The following is a 17,653-nucleotide window of genomic DNA, read 5'->3' on the forward strand; positions in this document are numbered from 1 at the left end:
TAATATATTAGATTAATGATTGTTTGTCATTTATTGTAATGTATATATAGAAAGGTGGCGAACGGATATGAATCTCGTTTGTGTAGATTGTGGGCAAGAAATCCCGCTTGAGGATTTTAAGTATCAATGCTCATGTGGAGGACTATTAGAGGTAAGTCATGATTTTAGTAACATCGATGCGGATTATTTAAAAAGTGTATTTCATGAGCGTCTCTCCGAACGGATGAGTAAACAGGCTAGTGGAGTATGGAGATATAAGGAACTTATCTATCCGGGATTACCCGATGAGTATATTGTTACTAAATATGAAGGTAACACAGGCTTGTACACCTCAGAACCGATTAGAGAACATCTTGGCATTCGCCAATTGTATTTTAAAGCGCAAAGTGAGAATCCAAGTGGATCTTTCAAAGATAATGGCATGACCGTTGCGGTATCGCATGGGCGGTCGCTCGGCTATAAGCGGTTCAGCTGTACATCGACAGGTAATACGTCCTCTTCACTGGCTATGTATGCTTCTATGGCGGATTGCGGGTCTTATGTATTCGTACCTGACAAGAACATTTCCATGAATAAGGTGCTGCAGACGCTAGCCTATGGTGCAGAGGTCATCCGCTTTGAAGGGACGTATGATAACGGCATCAAGTTTCTTGAGCAGTACAGTGAGGAGCTTGGTTTGTATATCTGCAACTCCATTAATCCTTTTCGGATCGAGGGTCAGAAGAGTATCATCTACGAAATAGCCCAGACTTTGAAATGGGAGCTACCGGACTGGATTATCATTCCGGGTGGTGCACTTAGTAACGTATCGGCCTCGGCAAGGGGTTAGAGGATCTGAAACGTATTGGTTTAATTAACAAAATTCCGCGGGTTGCACTGATTCAGGCCGAAGGAGCAAGTCCTTTTCACCGAATGATGGATCAAGGGCTTGAAGAGATGACTCCAGAACCACATCCTGTAACGAAAGCTTCTGCGCTAAACATCGGAAACCCTCCTAGTTGGAAAAAAGCACGTCGTGTCCTCCAAACCAGTAGCGGAATTACCTGCTCTGTTTCGGACACGGAAATTATTGCTGCCAAGAAGCTGATCGACCGCAGCGGTATTGGCTGTGAACCGGCATCCGCCGCGACATTAGCGGGGCTGAAGAAATTAATGGCTGAAGGCACCATTGATGCAGAAGAATCGGTCCTCTGTATTCTGACAGGAAATCTGCTGAAGGATACCGATATTTTGCGGGAAATGCATACCCTTAAGGATTCTGCAGAATTGACGGTGGAACGTGTTAGTAGATGTATGGGTGTAGAGAGCGCGATTGAATAACGATTTGTTAATAAATAAAGAACATGACCTACATAGGTTATGTTCTTTTTTGCTATCTTTTTATCAAGGAGCTGTCTATAATAAAAGGAATTATTTAGGAGGTGTCGGTATGATAGAAGGCGATCAGAAACACTACAACCGGAAAGGATTGATAGAAAATATGAGCGGCAGTGTGAGTGTGAATTGTTGACGTAAGCCGAAGTTGAAGTGGAATGAGATAAGGCATTCATTTGCTTTCTGACTTTCGTGAACCATGATACGTCACCCTGCCGGGGAGGCGGAACTTCGTTTGATGAATGATCGAGCGGCAAAAGTGTTTATAGGGATGAGATTTATCATCGCCTTAGCTAGTAGTACGATGTTTACAACGTATGGTATTTACTATGTTACCATGCTAGATTTAAACCCATTCCAATTGGTTCTTGTAGGTACAGTTTTAGAACTTACGGTGCTCCTATTTGAGGGAATCACCGGTGTTGTTGCCGACACTTATGGACGACGTACATCTGTCATTATTGCTATGTTTATCCTTGGTTTAGGATTTGTTCTGGAGGGCAGCGTCATCTGGCTTGCAGATCTCAGTTCATCGGTTCCTTCATTTGCGTGGTTATTGATTTCACAGGTTATGTTCGGAATCGGCTGGACATTTGTCAGTGGCGCGGATACAGCTGGATTGTAGATGAAGTTGGGGAAGAACATGTCGGGAACTTATTTATGCGTTCCAAACGTATTTCCTTGATTGCAACGCTGCTTGGAATTGGAATCAGTGTAGGGTTATCGACCCTTGCTCCCAATCTACCTTACGTTGTCGGAGGGTTCATGTACTTGGTACTTGCCTTTCTGCTACTATTCGTAATGAAAGAGACGAATTTTGTGCCAGATAAGCGTGAAGCGGGAGCCTCTCACTTGAGGAGTATGGCTAACACATGGCTGAGCGGTGCCAAAGTCGTGCGGCGCAGTCCGCTACTTCTGTTGATTGTGGTCGTTACGATATTCAGCGGGGCAGCATCCGAAGGATATGAACGGTTGTGGCCAACACATCTGATTCATAACGTGGGCTTTCCGCAGGATGGCACTTATTCCATGGCGGTGTGGTTTGGGATTATCGCAGCGATATCCACCATTCTAGGAATGATTGCCGTTCGATATACTGAGAAAAAAGTCGATATGGGCAGCCAGCGCGGAGTCTCTACGAGTATGTTTATATTGACCGTGCTCCACATTGCGGCGATCCTGTTGCTAGCGCTAGCTCCGAGCTTTGGGTGGGCATTGGTAGGAATATTATTGATCGGAACCGTTGGTTCGGTCAGCGAACCTGTGTATTCTACATGGCTGAATATGAACTTAGAAAGTAAGACCCGCGCAACGGTATTGTCGATGATGAGCCAATCGGATGCACTTGGGCAGACTGCGGGAGGACCTGCGGTAGGCTGGATCGGGAGTCGATTCTCAATCCGTGCTTCGCTCATCGCAGCAAGCGTGTTACTATTGCCAATCCTAGCCGTATTCGGGAAGATTCTTCGTAAAAAATAGAAGAGTTAGCTATTTACGTCATATGCTATATAGTGAAGGCAAAGCGCCCAATCAAACCGGTACACAACGGTTTGATTGGGCGCTTTTTTGTTCTAAGTGCTATTAGAAATTGCTGTTAATTGTGAGGTATGAAAGATTACCGCCATAGGAGTATTTAATCTTATACGTATCTTGCGGCAATCCAATTATAGTGAAATTGAAACTAATTGTACCGGAGCCTCCGCTCGGAGGACTGAGAACATTTGAACCCATTTTAACATACTCATCTACACCGTTTACGGTACGGTAAGCCTGAGCTATTACGACTCCACCACCTCCATTAACATACACATAACCAGAAACCTTTAAAGTTCCTTGTCCGGTACGAATATCTGTTTGATTTAAATAAGTGTTAGCGCTTGCAATCGAAGTAAACATGAAGAGCATTACAGCAGAGAGCAATAATATCATTAACCTTTTCGCTTTCATTACATTCATCCTTTCTATTGAGAGACTAAAGAGAAGGAGTCTCTAAAGATGTGAATGCTGGCCAGCGTTCTATTCCATGTGCCTTAATCCTTCTATAAATTACTATACCAGATTATAGTAGCGCGAACACATTTAAATACAATATTAACATTTAAATAAATTTATGGATTTATATTACATAAAATTCTATATTGGACCAATCGCTACTAATTCAAGAGTTAGAAGACCAGAAGCTTTTCGATTATGTTTCTGGTCTTTTAATTGTGTGTTTTGGCATCATCATTGCTTTTGAAAAAAGACATGAATAATACATATGTACGTATTTGCCATTCGCCCAATCAGCCCTTATAATATGATTTATAAATCTATTAGTAAACAGGTGTTTATTTATGCAAATTCTAAAAGAGGATGTTCGTAACAGCATTTTGAAGGCAGCTTTGGCCGAATTCAAGGCGTATGATTATTCTGACGCTTCTATGCGCCGTATTTCCGCAGCAGCAGGGGTCACGACGGGTAATATTTATCGTTATTTTAGCAACAAAGAGGGACTGTTCGAAGCTCTGGTTGACCCTGTGTATGAGAAGCTGATGGCTTATATCATGGATATCAAGCAAGAGATTGAACTAGGTTATCCGCAAGAGGCAGATTCGCCTAAGTATATGCTTATGGTTGAAAATACGATCGTGATTCTGTTTGAAGAATCAAGCGCAGAATTGACCATTTTGCTAAACCGCAGCGCTGGATCTAAGTACAGCCATGTTAAATCACGGATTGTGACACTTGTGGTCTCTATTTTGGAGCGGGTATTCATATCGATGAAGAAGGAGGAGTCAGCTGAGCTAACGGTTCAAGAAAGAAATACGATTGACATGTTATCGGGTACGATAGTGGAAGGGGTTTGTCTTATTTTGAGAGAGCAAGAGGATGGGGAAACGGTGAAAACACTGGTGAATCAATTTCTCTACCTTTATCAATTGGATATGGAGCAGCGGCGTTTGAGATAGCACAATACATTTTTTTGACTTAATAATGAACGATTGTTTACTAAAAAGATAGGAAATCAGGGAGGAATCATATTTATTATGCGTAACATTATTAAATGGCGCTGGATCATCTTAGCTTTATGGATCGTAGCGACCGTGCTGCTCACCGTGTTTCAACCGAATGTAAACGCGATATTAGAGCAGCGGGGTCAAGACCCGCTTCCAGCAAGTAGTCCTTCTAAGGTAGCAGGCAAACTGCTGAATGAAATGACTGGAGTTAAGGGTACCAGTGATATTATTGTGTTTAATCGAGATACCAAACTTTCGGACACCGATATGAAGCAGATTGAAACAGGTATTAAGGGCATGAAGGATCATCAAGAAGAGCTTGGATTCAGCCAGCTACTTGATCCGTTTACGATGCCTGATGCTAAATCCTCGCTGATTTCAGAGGATGGCACGACGCTGATGGTGAATTTTAGTCTCGATAAAAAGGGACGTAATGTAGATGATATCCAGAAGCAATTTGACGATGTGTTTAAAGAGGTGAAAGTTCCTTACTATTTAAGTGGTGAGGATTTTATACAGAATGATTATATTAAAGCTTCGACATCTGGGGTGGAAAAAAGTGCAGCGCTGACGGTTATTTTTATCCTCGCGGTACTCATCATTATGTTCCGTTCCATTATCATCCCGTTTGTTTCACTAGCGGCGGTGGGGGTGTCATATCTCTGTTCCATGGGGATTGCGGCTCAGATTATTGATAAGCTGAATTTCCCTGTTACAAGCGTGACGCAGATGCTGCTGATCCTCATATTGTTCGGGATTGGTACGGATTATAATATTCTGCTATTTAATCGTTTTAAAGAAGAGCTTGGACACGGTCATTCCGTTGACGAGGCGATTGTCGCTTCCTACAAGACGGCTGGTAAAACCATCATTTACAGTATTCTGACGGTCTTTATTGCCTTTGCAGGACTCAGCTTCTCTGGCTTTGGAATTTACAAGTCAGCGAACGTGGTAGCCATTGGTACAGTTGTGCTGTTACTTGAGATTCTTACGCTAACTCCATTCCTAATGAAGGTTCTGGGACCAAAATTGTTCTGGCCTTCGAAGAAAGTAGCGGGTCATAAGGACAGCCGCTTCTGGGCAAAATTGACGCAGATATCTGTGAAGCATCCCATACTTACGACGGCTATTATTGTAATTTTGCTCATTCCGGTACTGCTGACAAGCGGACAAAAGTTATCTTTTGACCAATTAGAAGAGCTTGGTGATGGCTATCCATCGACCAAAGGTTTTAACATGGTAGCGGAGCATTTCAGCCGGGGTCAGGCGCTACCTACCATGGTCGTTATCAAAGATAATAAAGCGATGGATAATAACGACTCCTTGGGAATTGTGGATAAATTAACAGATAAATTGAAGGCATTAGATGGCGTGAAATCGGTGGCGAGTATAACTCAGCCGCAATCGAAGCCCATTGATGAGTTTTACATTAGCAATCAAACCGAAGATGTGACAAGCGGGATTAACGCATCTAAGGATGGTGTAGATCAGATCAAGAATGGTCTTGATCAAATCGGAGATAAACTGAGCACACCCGATTTTTCGAGTGCAGATCAACTTGTTTCGGGTACCGGACAGGTGAAGCAAGGGTATGATCAGATTACAGCTGCACTTGGGCAAGTATCCGATGGTATTGGTCAAGGAGCTGATGGCGCAGGTAAACTGAGTCAGGGTATTGCTAAATTGAAGAACGGATTGAATACCGTCAGTACGAATACAACGAAGATAAATCAAGGGTTATCTTCATTGTCTAAAGGCTACATGTCTCTTGCAGGCGGATATAAGCAAGTGAGCGGCCAAATTCCGCAAATTCAGCAAGGACTTACAGGCATGAATGCGTTGATTGGTGGACTTGGTGCCAGCCATAGTGAACTTGCAGATGATCCGAATTATGTGAAATTGAAGCAAACAGGCGAGGGTCTGGTATCAGGCCTTACTCAGCTTAATGGGGGCCTTGCCGAACTGAATGCTAACTATGCTAAGCTAAATACTTCGTTCGCTCAGGCAACTGGAGGCCTCAGCCAAATCCAATCCGCTCAGGCACAGATGGTAACCGGTCTTGCCGCTTTGCAAAGCGGTGCCGATGAGTTAGCCACAGGACTGAAAAAAGGTGATAGTGGAAGTCGTGAAATCACGGCAAACATGAAGAAGCTGAACACAGCTCTTGGCAGTGTCAAAGACGGACAGCAGAAGCTAATTTCGGGTCTATCCGAATTATCTGGCGGAATGTCACAGCTTAAAGATGGAATTGATAAGAGCGGTAACGGCCTTGGAGATATTTCTGATGGATTGGGTAAGACAGGCGACTTCTTAACGCAGCTAAGCAGCTCGAAGACATTCTTCTTGCCACGAGAAGCTTTGGAGAGCAGTGACTTCAAGATTGCCGAAGATAACTTTATGTCCAAAGATCGTAAAATTACGAAACTCATTGTGATTTTGAAAGATGATCCATACTCACCGGCGGCGATGAAAACAATCGAGAAGATTAACGATACGTTATCGAGCAGCTTGAAGGGAACGGTCCTTGGAAAAGCAGAGTACGGCGCAGCAGGTCCAAGTTCGACGACCTACGATACAAATAAAGCGCAGCTTAAGGCTTTTAACAGTACAGCTGTGATCGTCATCATCGGCGTGTTTATCGTATTGTTATTCGTTATTCGTTCATTCTGGCCAGCCGTCTATATCGTGTTGTCCTTGGTAGCTTCCTATTATGTTGCGATGAGCGCGTCGAAGCTGGTGACCACCTATATCATAGGTGCAGATGGGGTATCCTCATTCGTTCCATTCTTCTCGTTCATTGTCATCGTGGCGGTAGGCGTAGACTACAGTATCTTCCTCATGGAACGCTTCAAAGAATACGGACATATGGATCCGGGTGAAGCGATTGTCCGGGCTGCGAAAAGTGTTGGCGGGGTCATCATCTCGGCTATGGTGATTTTGGGCGGAACATTTGCTACGCTGATTCCTTCGGGACTTGTGTTGTTGATTGAACTAGCAGCAGCAGTTATTGTCGGTCTATTGGTACTATGCTTCATTCTATTGCCAATGCTTGTACCAGCGCTGATGGTGCTTCCAGGAGCTTTCCAGCGTAAGGCGACTCGTAAACACACAGAAGAGCTTTAATGTTGAAGTTTTCTCCGTTAAATTTTAATTAATCATTAAAAAACCTCTTAAAAGAACAGTGAAGCCTGCTGTCTTCTAAGAGGTTTTTTTGGACTCGGTTGTCCCTATCACCATATATATGAAATATTTACACATATTTGAATCTTTGTTTAGGACGTCGCAGCGTTTGAATCCCCATTCTATAGGTTAAATATCGAGTAGGTAATTAACGGATAACAGAAATGGGAGGAATGAATTTCATGAGTAAGGATCAGGAGCCTAAACACATCAATCCATCAACGAAGGACGAGCAGCTAGAGCAGTATCGCGTGGACAATAATGGTGAAAAAATGACCACCAACCAAGGCTTGCGAGTGTCAGATGACGAACATTCGCTGAAAGCGGGAGACCGTGGACCTACACTACTTGAGGATTTTCACTTCAGAGAAAAAATGACCCATTTTGACCATGAGCGTATTCCAGAGCGCATTGTGCATGCAAGAGGCTATGGAGCACATGGTACATTTAAATTGTACGAGTCTATGTCGGAGTTCACGAGCGCAAATTTCTTGCAAGATCCAGCTAAAGAAACGCCAGTATTTGTTCGTTTCTCAACCGTTGCCGGATCACGTGGATCAGCAGATACCGTTCGTGATGCACGAGGATTTGCTACTAAATTTTATACAGAAGAAGGGAATTTTGACCTCGTAGGTAACAATATCCCTGTCTTTTTCATACAAGATGCGATTAAGTTCCCGGATTTAGTTCATTCCTTTAAGCCGGAGCCTCATAATGAAATGCCGCAGGCTTCAACGGCGCATGATACAAACTGGGATTTCATGGCAAACAATACAGAGTCAGCACATATGGTGATGTGGACGATGTCCGATCGGGCAATTCCACGTAGCTACCGGATGATGGAGGGTTTTGGTGTTCATACCTTCCGTTTCGTGAATGCTCAAGGTGTCGCTCATTTCGTGAAATTCCACTGGAAACCCGTACTCGGTGTACATTCCTTAGTCTGGGATGAAGCACAGAAGATTGCAGGTAAAGATCCAGATTTCCATCGCCGTGATTTGTATGATGCGATTGAAGCTGGGAATTATCCAGAATATGAATTTGGCGTTCAAATGATTAAAGAGGATGAGGAATTCAATTTCGACTTTGATATTTTGGATCCAACGAAGTTGTGGCCAGAAGAGCTAGTTCCAGTCAAACGTATTGGTAAAATGACACTGAATCGCAACGTAGATAATGTGTTCGCTGAGACAGAACAGGTCGCATTCCATGTTGGACATGTTGTGCCAGGTATTGATTTCTCGAATGATCCACTACTGCAAGGTCGTCTCTTCTCCTATACGGATACACAATTGTCTCGTCTAGGTGGACCTAACTTCCATCAGATTCCAATTAATAAATCGGTTGCTCCTGTTCACAACAATCAACGCGACGGAATGCATCAGATGTCGATTGATCGTGGTCAAGTGAGCTATCATAAGAACTCGCTAGCAAACAATGATCCGCAAACATCGACGGCTGAAGAAGGCGGTTATGTTCACTATGAAGAGAAGGTGGAAGGACGTAAAGTCCGTGCGCGTAGTGATAGCTTCAAGGATCACTACAGTCAAGCTGTGATGTTCTGGAACAGCATGTCTCCTGTAGAGAAGGAGCACATTACGAAAGCTTTCCAATTCGAAGTTGGTAAAGTGAAAGATAAGAGCGTCCAGCAGCAGGTTGTTGATATGTTCAGCAACGTTGATCAGCATCTAGCTGAACAGATTGCGCTTGCTGTCGGTGCGAAGGCTCCGGCTGGACCAGGTCCAGAGAGACCTACAGGTGTAACCATTCTTTCACCTGCACTGAGCATGGAGAATACAGTGAAATCACCTGCGACTCTGAAACTGGCTGTTCTAGCGGGTAATGGGTTTAATGCAGTGGAATTGAATGAAGTTCTTCAAGCAGCTAAAGAAGCAGGAGTAACACCTGAAATCATCAGCGAACATTTAGGTATGATTAAAGGTAGCGACGGCTCAGAGCTGGAGGTAGGACAAACCCTTCTTACCAGTGATTCTGTATTATATGACGCAATCTATGTTGCTGGTGGACAGGCAAGCGTGGATCAACTGGCTAAAATGAAAGAATCCGCTAACTTTGTACGTGATGCTTATAATCACTATAAAACGGTAGCGGTAGGTAAAGAAGCGTTGAATCTATTAGCTGGTGCGGGCATTCAGCCTATGAAGCCTGTTGCCAATCCAGGTAACCTAGTTGAACCTGCTGTAGATACGGGTCTGGTTATCAATGATGAGAATAAACAGGACAGCAACTTCAGTCAGCAAGTGATTGCTGCTGTGGGCATGCAGCGTCACTGGGGTAGACAGGTATAATAGGTAGGTATAATTGTTGTAAGGAACCATAAGAGAAAAGGTTAATCATACTCCAGCTCGGGACTGTCCGGGCTGGAGTTTTTTCTGAAGTGGATTTATTATTCGTATGGATACAATGAAACCAAGCAATACGGGTAACAACAACTATAGTTCAGTCCATTTTGATGGTTGTGTCTTTGTATCAGACCTGCTTTGTGTTAGGATAAAAAGGAAATCATACCAATTTACTTACGGCAGGTGATAGGATGCAATCCATGAAAGAAAGACTGGAGAGATACAAGATCTTTCGAGTTCTCGCTTCTATATATAGAATAAAGGCAATACGCTTAATCATCCCTATCGCAGTCATCGCTCTTGTTTACTGGGAAGGTCAGCGTGAATTAAAACAAATTAATTTAAACCGCACTTTTCATGAGCTTCGCAAACTACCGATTAGTGCAGTTGTGGATATCTTTCTATTCTCACTGTTCTCCATTGCTGTCATGAGCTTATACGACTATATGATTGGGCGACATTTCCGGCTCAAGGTTAAGTTTTGGAGCACATTTAGGTATGCATGGATTGCCAATACATTTAATAATATTATTGGATTTGCTGGACTTACGGGAGCAGGACTTCGAACGCTTCTATATAAAAAAAGCGGTGTATCACCTATCCTTATGGCCTCAGCCGTAGTGTTTCTTTCACCTATAATCATTACAGGATTATCTATATTGTCATGGGGTATTCTTGTTGGTCTTTTCCCTACGGGGGGGTTATTACAGGAACATCGCTGGCTTATCATTGCCGTGTGGGGAATGGCTCTATACTTACCACTGTTTATATTAATGCAGCGGTCCAGACTCTTTGCGAAATGGTTCAATAAAGGTGAAGGCCGGACACCATGGACAACCGTGGGCATATCCCTTACTGCATCATTTTTAGAGTGGGCTTGTGCAGGGGTAACATTCTGGCTAATCGCCAATAGCGTGCTGCATGATATTTCTTTCCGTGAAATTATTGGCATGTATGCCGTGTCAGCCATTGCGGGAATTCTTAGCATGGCGCCAGGTGGAATTGGTGCTTTTGATTTGACCGTCCTACTTGGACTTGAACAGTTAGGGGTGCCTGCTGAGCGAGCGATGGCTGTGCTAGTGTTGTTCCGAGTTTTCTACTATATTATACCTTGGCTTATCGGGCTGATTCTGTCGGCAATCGAAATTGGAACACCACAATCTAAGCCCCCATCAGATAAAGATGGTGTACTGATGGACTTGCCCCTAACTTGGTGGCAAAAGATATGGCGTTGGCCCGACCAATTTCGTTTCCTTAGCGATCTAGGTGTTTGGGCACTTGGCAAACTCGTTTTGATCAGTGGCGTCATATTGCTATTATCCGCGGCAACGCCTGGGCTGCTATATCGCCTGCGTTTGACTGAAGAATTACTGAGTATGCCAATCATGCGAATATCGCATTTACTCTCGGTGATGATTGGGTTTATGTTGATTATTTTGTCCCGAGGTATTTCACTACGAATCCGTAGGGCACAGATATGGACGATGGTATTGCTACTGGCGGGAGCCATTTTTACTTTCACTAAAGCCTTCGATTTTGAAGAGGCTATCTTTCTACTTATCGTTGCCATTATGTTATGGATTTCACGCGCACGGTTCTATCGTGTCGCTGCACCGATTGAGATTCGTAATATGCTAATTTGGTATGGTGTATCGGCTGTTATTGCATTTGCGTATTACTGGATAGGAAGTCATGTCCATTACGGCTGGTTCCGGCATCTGCCAACAGCTGAACGGATGCAGTGGATGCTTGGGCCGAAACCTTACGCAATTACGGCTCTTATTGGACTCGCCGGAGCTTGGGTGCTACTGACTATGCTGCTTGTACTACGGCCAAATCGTAAAGTTGCCGTATCTGCGACACCTGAGGAACTCAATAAGCTTCGCTCCTTTCTTGAGCAGCATGAAGGGAACCTTCTGACGCATTTGCTCTTTACAGGTGATAAAAGCCTATATTGGGCGCAAGAGAATCAAGTGGTGATTCCTTATGCTAGGGCTCGGGACAAGCTGGTTGTACTGGGCGATCCGATTGGCCCAATTCAATTTGTGCCAGAGGCTATAGCCGAATTTATAAAAATGGCGGATGAATACGCCATGTCGGCTGTATTTTATCAAGCAACACCTGCCTACTTACCGCTCTATCATGAGCAGGGTTACCGTTTCTTCAAGCTGGGTGAAGAGGCACTGGTGCATTTAGATGAATTTACGACCAGTGGGAAAAAGAATACGGATTTACGGACGGTGAGGAACCGCTTCGAGCGGGAAGGCTATACGTTTGAAATGGTTGATGCGCCTTTCTCTTCGGAGTTGATGGAGGAACTTCACTCGATTTCCGAAGGATGGCTGAATGGAAGACGTGAGAAGGGCTTCTCACTCGGATGGTTTGATCCCACGTATATTCAGCAAGCGCCAGTCGCTATTCTGAGGAATGCTGCGAGCCAAGTCATGGCTTTTGCTACCATGGCGCCAGGTTACGACGGTGGGAGAACGATGTCCATAGATCTGATGCGTTATCAAACGGATTCGCCAAACGGTCTGATGGATTATCTCTTTGTACAATTAATAGAGTGGTCGAAGGCGAATGGGTATACGATTTTCAACATTGGAAATGCACCTCTTTCGAGTGTGGGAGATAACTCCAATGCACTTCGGGAGGAGAAACTAGCCAACCTTGTGTTCCAATATGGAGGGCACTGGTACGGATTTAAAGGGTTACGTCGATATAAGGAAAAATTCCATCCCGAATGGGAACCTCGTTTTCTAGCGTATCCCGTATGGGTATCGCTCCCGGTACTGACCGTAGATTTAGTTAGATTGGTATCGAGACGAGTATCGAAATAAATGGAATGGAGGTATGAGAAAGAGGCAGGAACCTGTATCAGGCTCCGGCCTCTTTTTCGATCTCTAATAGATCAATAAGCTTCGTGAATCTTTTATTTGGGCAATTTTATTCGGAAAATCATCCCTTTTGGCTCGTTATGAATAGCCTGAATCGTTCCGTTATGGGACTGGACAATCCACTGTGCAATGGACAATCCAAGTCCTGAACCGCCGCTGCCGCGAGTTCTGGCACGATCTTCACGGTAGAAACGATCGAAGACGCGTCCGATACCAGCTTCACTGATCCCAATCCCCGTATCACTGACCTCAATCACAATTTTGTTCTCTTGTAATGAAGTACTGATGGTAATACGATCATGTTCCCCAGTATACTTTAGGGCATTATCTAGCAGAATCACCATTAGCTGATGCATTCTACCGGAATCGGCCATGACTTTGGTTTGGCTGTTGAGCTGAAGGTATACTTTCTTATCTTGCATCTCAGCGATCTCCATATATGGGCTACAAACGTTATCGATAAACGTATCAAGATCGATAGACTGTTTCTCGAGTTGTGTTTCCGTCGAATCGGCACGAGCCAATGTCATGAGGTCCGTCGTTAGCCTTGATAGTCGGCGAGTCTCTGAAAGGGAGAGCGCAATATTTTCAAATCGATCCATAATTTTTTTATCGGGTGTCGTTTGTAGTAGTTCAAGCTTATTCTGAATAATGGTGAGTGGTGTCCGCAGTTCATGCGAGGCATTCTCCACAAATTCCACCTGCCGGTTCCACGAGTTAATAATGGGCTTCATGGTTTTCTTGGACAAGAAGAAGCTGACAGTAATGGATAATAGGATGAAGATAGCGGAGCATAGAATAATAATTTGTTTGAAATGATCAACGAGATTTTGCTCTGCATCCACATTGATCACAAGCTGAATAATGTCTCCGTTCACAAGAGGGTTTTTAACCGAAATGGTGCGAAAGTGATATGTACTATCAATGGTAATTTCAGAAATGGAATTAAGCGTCTGTTTGTCTAGCTTTAAATTTTGAAATATCTCGTAATATCGCATTCCCATTTGCTGTGCGTTCATAATTTTACCACTTGCATCCCACTCAATGAGAATAATCCGTGGACTAAACCCCTGCCGCGGTTCTAAAGGTGAAGGAACCCCTTTATTCCGTGTTGAATTACGCTCAGGTTGCTCACTACTCTCTGACGTATTTTTGAATCCGGATTGTATCATGTCTCGGGAATTCATCAATTCTGAATCGGTTTTAGCGAACAGAGTTGTCTTCATTTGGGCGAAAATAATGGTGCCAAACACCGCGAAGAACAGCGTGAATGCAATGAGATTATACAGCATGAACTTCCATTGCTGGCGTGCAATGACCTTGTTCTTATTCATGCTCTTCACCGCAATTGGAGCTCGATAACATATAACCAGTGCCACGAATAGTCTTGATGTATTTATCGTAGCCAGACTGCTTAAACTTCTTGCGTAAATTGCTTATATACACTTCAATGACGGTATTAGTTGTACTGGAATCCATACCCCATACCCGGTCAAAAATTTGCTCTTTGGTTAGAATAATATCCCGATTGTGAATCAAATACTCTAGCAGATCAATCTGTTTGCCGTTAAGCAGGATAGGCTCATCGCCAATAGTTACGGTGAGGTTCTGTAGATTGAGCTTTAAATCCTTAAACTGGAGAGAATGTTCCTTGTAATCACCAACAGAAGATCTGCGCAATATGGCCTCGAGACGAAGCAGCAATTCCTCCCGGTGGAAAGGTTTAACAAGATAATCATCGGCGCCTTTTTTGAAGCCCTGAATTTTGTCATCAATACTATCTTTGGCTGTCAGCATCAGTACAGGAGTCGTAATTCCTTTGGAGCGTAGTCTGTCTAGCACCTCATAACCGTTCAACTGAGGAAGCATTATGTCCAATATAATGACGTCGTAAATATTTTGTTCAGCAAGGAACAGACCTTCTTCGCCATCGAAAGCTTGTTCGGTTTGAAACAAACTGCCAGTTGTTTCACAAATCGTATCGGATAAATGCTGATCATCCTCTATTATTAACAATCTCATAAGCTCACCTCGGGTACAATCGTTTGATGTAATGGAATAACATTTCGCAGGGAATGTCAAATCTACACAAAAAAACTACACCCTCCAAATGCTAGTTCTGTCTAACAATTGGGGTGCAGTTCACGTATACGTTGCTTTTTTTGCGGGACGTTATTATTTACGGTAGATTATGTTTCCTAGGTCGTTCACGGCTACACCATAGTACCCACCAGATCAATAGTGGCTGAAAAATAAGTCGAATCCATAAGGCTGCAGGGGCTGTACTTTCGGCACCCGGCGCAGGAATATGCTTTACAGCGGCATAAATGTTAGCTGGAAAAATAAGTACCAAATAAATTGCAATCACAATACCAGTAAGCCGTCGTGTTCTTGGAATGAGTAGCATAATACCTAAGACGAGTTCTAAGATGCCCGTAGCATAAATAATAGGTAAGCGGAGTGGAACCCAATCCGGTAGCATCTTGGCAAAACCTTCAGCCTGCATAAAGTGAAAAACGCAGGCCCCAGCAAAGAATATAGCAAATATAATTCGTCCGATGCTCTTCGCTTTGCTACCTCTTGTTGATGTGGATCGATTCATTGGATTCAAGTTCATTCACGTCCCTTTATATTGGATTGGCTCAGATCAGATCAGAATTCCATTGATGAAGCAATGGCCCATTTGCACCAAACACAGGGTCTGTTGTAGGAAGCGGTACACGGGTGATTTCTTCAAGTACTTGTGGACGCTCACCCTGTTCACCCGTACGTACATTATAATCCATGCCATCTGGGTAAGCTCCAACAACTTTGAAATCCGCACTGGCAGAGCATTTCTTATGTCCTGTGCCTGCAGGTAACACAATGACATCCCCTGCCTGTACCTTTAGCTGATCACCTTTAGATCCACCGAGCTGTAGAATTGCGTTTCCGCGAATAATACCAAGTACTTCATGCGTATTGCTGTGGTAGTGATGATAACTGAATACACCGTTTGTCCAACTGTTCAACCAACCATTTTTGTTAAAACAGGCTTCTGTTTCCGCAGGCCTCTGCATTACGCCGCGATAGTGAAGGACAGGTAGAGTAGGATGATTCGGGATTAGTCCGTCATCTGCGTAAAGGTATGTTTGTAGATCAGATGAATTCATGGCGTAGCCTCCGATGTTTACCTTATTGAATGTAAATAAACCATGCTAATCATTGTTAAACGGAAGAGCTTACAAGGAGTGCTTTTTTTAAGATAATACATGTGGTATAATCTTTGTAAACGTCAACATCATATTGCCCGGGTAAATGAATGAATATATCCCTCGGATAAAAGTCACTTTCATGGCCTAACTTCTCTCTTTATATAAGGGAAAGTTAGGTCATTTTTGCGTGCAATGACTCTTTGTTCATTTCCGGCTATTAACAGCGTAAGGACAGCCCTGTTATTTTGTAATCAGAAGGGAGATCAGGACTCGCTTTAATCGGAAAAGGGTGCAGAAAGCTCATTCAGTGAGAACAGCAAGCCATTTGATCGAGTCGAAATATTAATGAATCAATTACATAACCAATCCTATCAACAGCTTATTGCCAGCTATACAGGCAAGCTTTTACGTGACCACTTCGGTAAAGGACCTGAATCCGTAGTCGTGTCCGTTCTTCAACCTTATATTACGATTGTATTGAGAAATTTTCTAACGCCTTCCGAACGCATTCTGTTGCAACAGCATCATGAAGGAATTGTACTTCAAATGAGGGATAAACTCATGCAGGTCGTTATTCCAGAGATGATAAATGAGCTAGAGAAGATCACGGGTATTCGGAATGATCAATATTATTATGACTGGAATCTATTTCGTAATACAGGGATGATTGTTCTTGTATGCTCTGAGATGGAGAGGGGCATAGAACACCACTGCCCGAAATCAGATTTTCCTCATTCTCGTGAACTTACAACAGAGCTACTGCGTATGAACGAGTTAACTTTAAAGATACCGGATCATATCCATTCGTATGAATTAAATGCCAAGTCTCTGTTAATTGTTCGTACGGGTGTTATGGTGCAGTTGGAGAAGGATCTAGTTCGGCTGGGTCAGGGAGATTTGCTTAAGAGTGTAAAGCGAAACATGGAGAAAGAGTATATACTGCGCAGTAAGGAGCTTGAATTGCTCCTCGGGCACGCTATTCAGGAATGCTTCGTAGATTGGAATTATGAGAGAGATCAAAGTGTATTGCTACTACTGTTAAATCCGCCTAGCTGATAAGCTTGGCGGATTTTTTATCGTGAAGATGTACTTAGATAGCCGTAGCCCGCATTCGTGAAGTTAGTTTGGACTCACGGCTGGATTATATCGCTGCTGAAGTACACTCGCCATATGCTGCACCTCTGCAACCGTTGGAAGAACAAGCCGGCTGGCGGCATCGGCAAGGCCCTGCTCTGACTGACCGCGGCGCACAACTTCCTTCACGCCTTCCGCAAATAGGGAAGCCGCATGGGGAGCCATGCCAGTCAGCTCTTGCAGGCTGGCTGTGCTGCTGCTTTGCACTTGCGGGTAATCCTCAGTCCTCGCGCCTAGCGCGGCGCGTGCGTAGAACTCGCGTACGAGCTCGGCACGCGAGGCTCCTGAGCCCTCGGTAATGACAAAAGCTTGCACGACGAAGGCATGCGACTGCCGCCGCTGCGCGATACCGCAAAATTTGCGCCCGTCGATGCTCAGATCATAATCGCCAGGGCAGAATGCCCCAGCGATTTCACCTTTATCGATCTGTACACCGCTATGCCGGAGCGCTTGGCGAATTAGATCATACATCCGCTCGAAGTCACGGTGAAAATGCAAGTCGCCTTGGCCGG

13 protein-coding genes and 1 pseudogene are annotated in these 17,653 nt (G+C 43.9%); 8 read left to right on the forward strand and 6 right to left on the reverse strand.

The features are described from left to right. Positions 1–67: 67 nt before the first annotated feature. The 3 genes and pseudogenes from thrC (at position 68) to JCM16418_RS11450 (ending at position 2,853) form a co-directional block, all read left to right on the forward strand. Positions 68–1,320: pseudogene (thrC, locus tag JCM16418_RS11445) on the forward strand (threonine synthase). A 253-nt stretch (positions 1,321–1,573) separates the two neighbouring features. Then, on the forward strand, positions 1,574–1,999 hold the full coding sequence (locus tag JCM16418_RS25875) for an MFS transporter (protein ID WP_242403802.1): 426 nt from the start codon (positions 1,574–1,576) through the stop codon (positions 1,997–1,999). Positions 2,000–2,034: 35 nt separating this feature from the next. Beyond that, positions 2,035–2,853 carry an MFS transporter gene (locus JCM16418_RS11450; RefSeq protein WP_242403803.1) on the forward strand — a complete coding sequence of 273 codons (819 nt, stop codon included), beginning with the start codon at positions 2,035–2,037 and terminating at the stop codon, positions 2,851–2,853. A gap of 102 nt (positions 2,854–2,955) precedes the next feature. Here JCM16418_RS11450 and JCM16418_RS11455 read toward each other — a convergent pair whose 3' ends face one another. Continuing rightward, positions 2,956–3,321: a hypothetical protein gene (locus JCM16418_RS11455; protein WP_036648846.1), complete on the reverse strand. Its 366-nt coding sequence runs from the start codon at positions 3,319–3,321 to the stop codon at positions 2,956–2,958. Positions 3,322–3,710: 389 nt separating this feature from the next. Between JCM16418_RS11455 and JCM16418_RS23725 the strand changes: the two genes are divergently transcribed. The 4 genes from JCM16418_RS23725 to mprF all read left to right on the forward strand — a co-directional run bounded on the left by JCM16418_RS23725 (position 3,711) and on the right by mprF (position 12,756). Next, entirely contained in the window at positions 3,711–4,325 is a 615-nt protein-coding gene (locus tag JCM16418_RS23725) for a TetR/AcrR family transcriptional regulator (protein ID WP_052020216.1), read from the forward strand. Positions 4,326–4,403: 78 nt separating this feature from the next. Continuing rightward, on the forward strand, positions 4,404–7,496 hold the full coding sequence (locus JCM16418_RS11465; protein WP_036648848.1) for an MMPL family transporter: 3,093 nt from the start codon (positions 4,404–4,406) through the stop codon (positions 7,494–7,496). A gap of 239 nt (positions 7,497–7,735) precedes the next feature. Continuing rightward, positions 7,736–9,862, forward strand: a complete 2,127-nt coding sequence (locus JCM16418_RS11470; RefSeq protein WP_036648852.1) for a catalase — start codon at positions 7,736–7,738, stop codon at positions 9,860–9,862. A gap of 245 nt (positions 9,863–10,107) precedes the next feature. After that, positions 10,108–12,756 (forward strand): bifunctional lysylphosphatidylglycerol flippase/synthetase MprF, encoded by a 2,649-nt coding sequence (mprF, locus tag JCM16418_RS11475; RefSeq protein ID WP_036648855.1) that lies wholly within the window; start codon positions 10,108–10,110, stop codon positions 12,754–12,756. 92 nt (positions 12,757–12,848) lie between these two features. On the opposite strand, the gene JCM16418_RS11480 is transcribed toward mprF, so the two are convergent. The 4 genes from JCM16418_RS11480 to JCM16418_RS11495 form a co-directional block, all read right to left on the reverse strand. Continuing rightward, on the reverse strand, positions 12,849–14,147 hold the full coding sequence (locus JCM16418_RS11480; RefSeq protein WP_036648858.1) for a sensor histidine kinase: 1,299 nt from the start codon (positions 14,145–14,147) through the stop codon (positions 12,849–12,851). Then, the gene (locus JCM16418_RS11485; protein WP_036648861.1) at positions 14,140–14,835 is read right to left on the reverse strand and encodes a response regulator transcription factor; all 696 of its coding nucleotides are present in this window, start codon (positions 14,833–14,835) and stop codon (positions 14,140–14,142) included. The genes JCM16418_RS11480 and JCM16418_RS11485 overlap by 8 nt, the downstream gene beginning before the upstream one ends. A 157-nt stretch (positions 14,836–14,992) precedes the next feature. Next, a complete protein-coding gene (locus JCM16418_RS11490) occupies positions 14,993–15,415 on the reverse strand; it encodes a DoxX family protein (RefSeq protein ID WP_052020223.1) in 423 nt (140 codons plus the stop codon). Positions 15,416–15,455: 40 nt separating this feature from the next. Then, positions 15,456–15,965, reverse strand: a complete 510-nt coding sequence (locus tag JCM16418_RS11495; RefSeq protein WP_036648864.1) for a cupin domain-containing protein — start codon at positions 15,963–15,965, stop codon at positions 15,456–15,458. 387 nt (positions 15,966–16,352) lie between these two features. Here JCM16418_RS11495 and JCM16418_RS11500 point away from each other — a divergent pair, with 387 nt between their 5' ends. Continuing rightward, a complete protein-coding gene (locus tag JCM16418_RS11500) occupies positions 16,353–17,063 on the forward strand; it encodes a Na-translocating system protein MpsC family protein (protein ID WP_036648867.1) in 711 nt (236 codons plus the stop codon). 63 nt (positions 17,064–17,126) lie between these two features. Here JCM16418_RS11500 and JCM16418_RS26905 read toward each other — a convergent pair whose 3' ends face one another. Continuing rightward, a complete protein-coding gene (locus tag JCM16418_RS26905; RefSeq protein WP_052020217.1) occupies positions 17,127–17,639 on the reverse strand; it encodes a lipoyl protein ligase domain-containing protein in 513 nt (170 codons plus the stop codon). Positions 17,640–17,653 lie beyond the last annotated feature (14 nt).

Source organism: Paenibacillus pini JCM 16418 (assembly GCF_000576305.1).
GTDB classification, from domain to species: Bacteria; Bacillota; Bacilli; order Paenibacillales; family Paenibacillaceae; genus Paenibacillus_AQ; species Paenibacillus_AQ pini.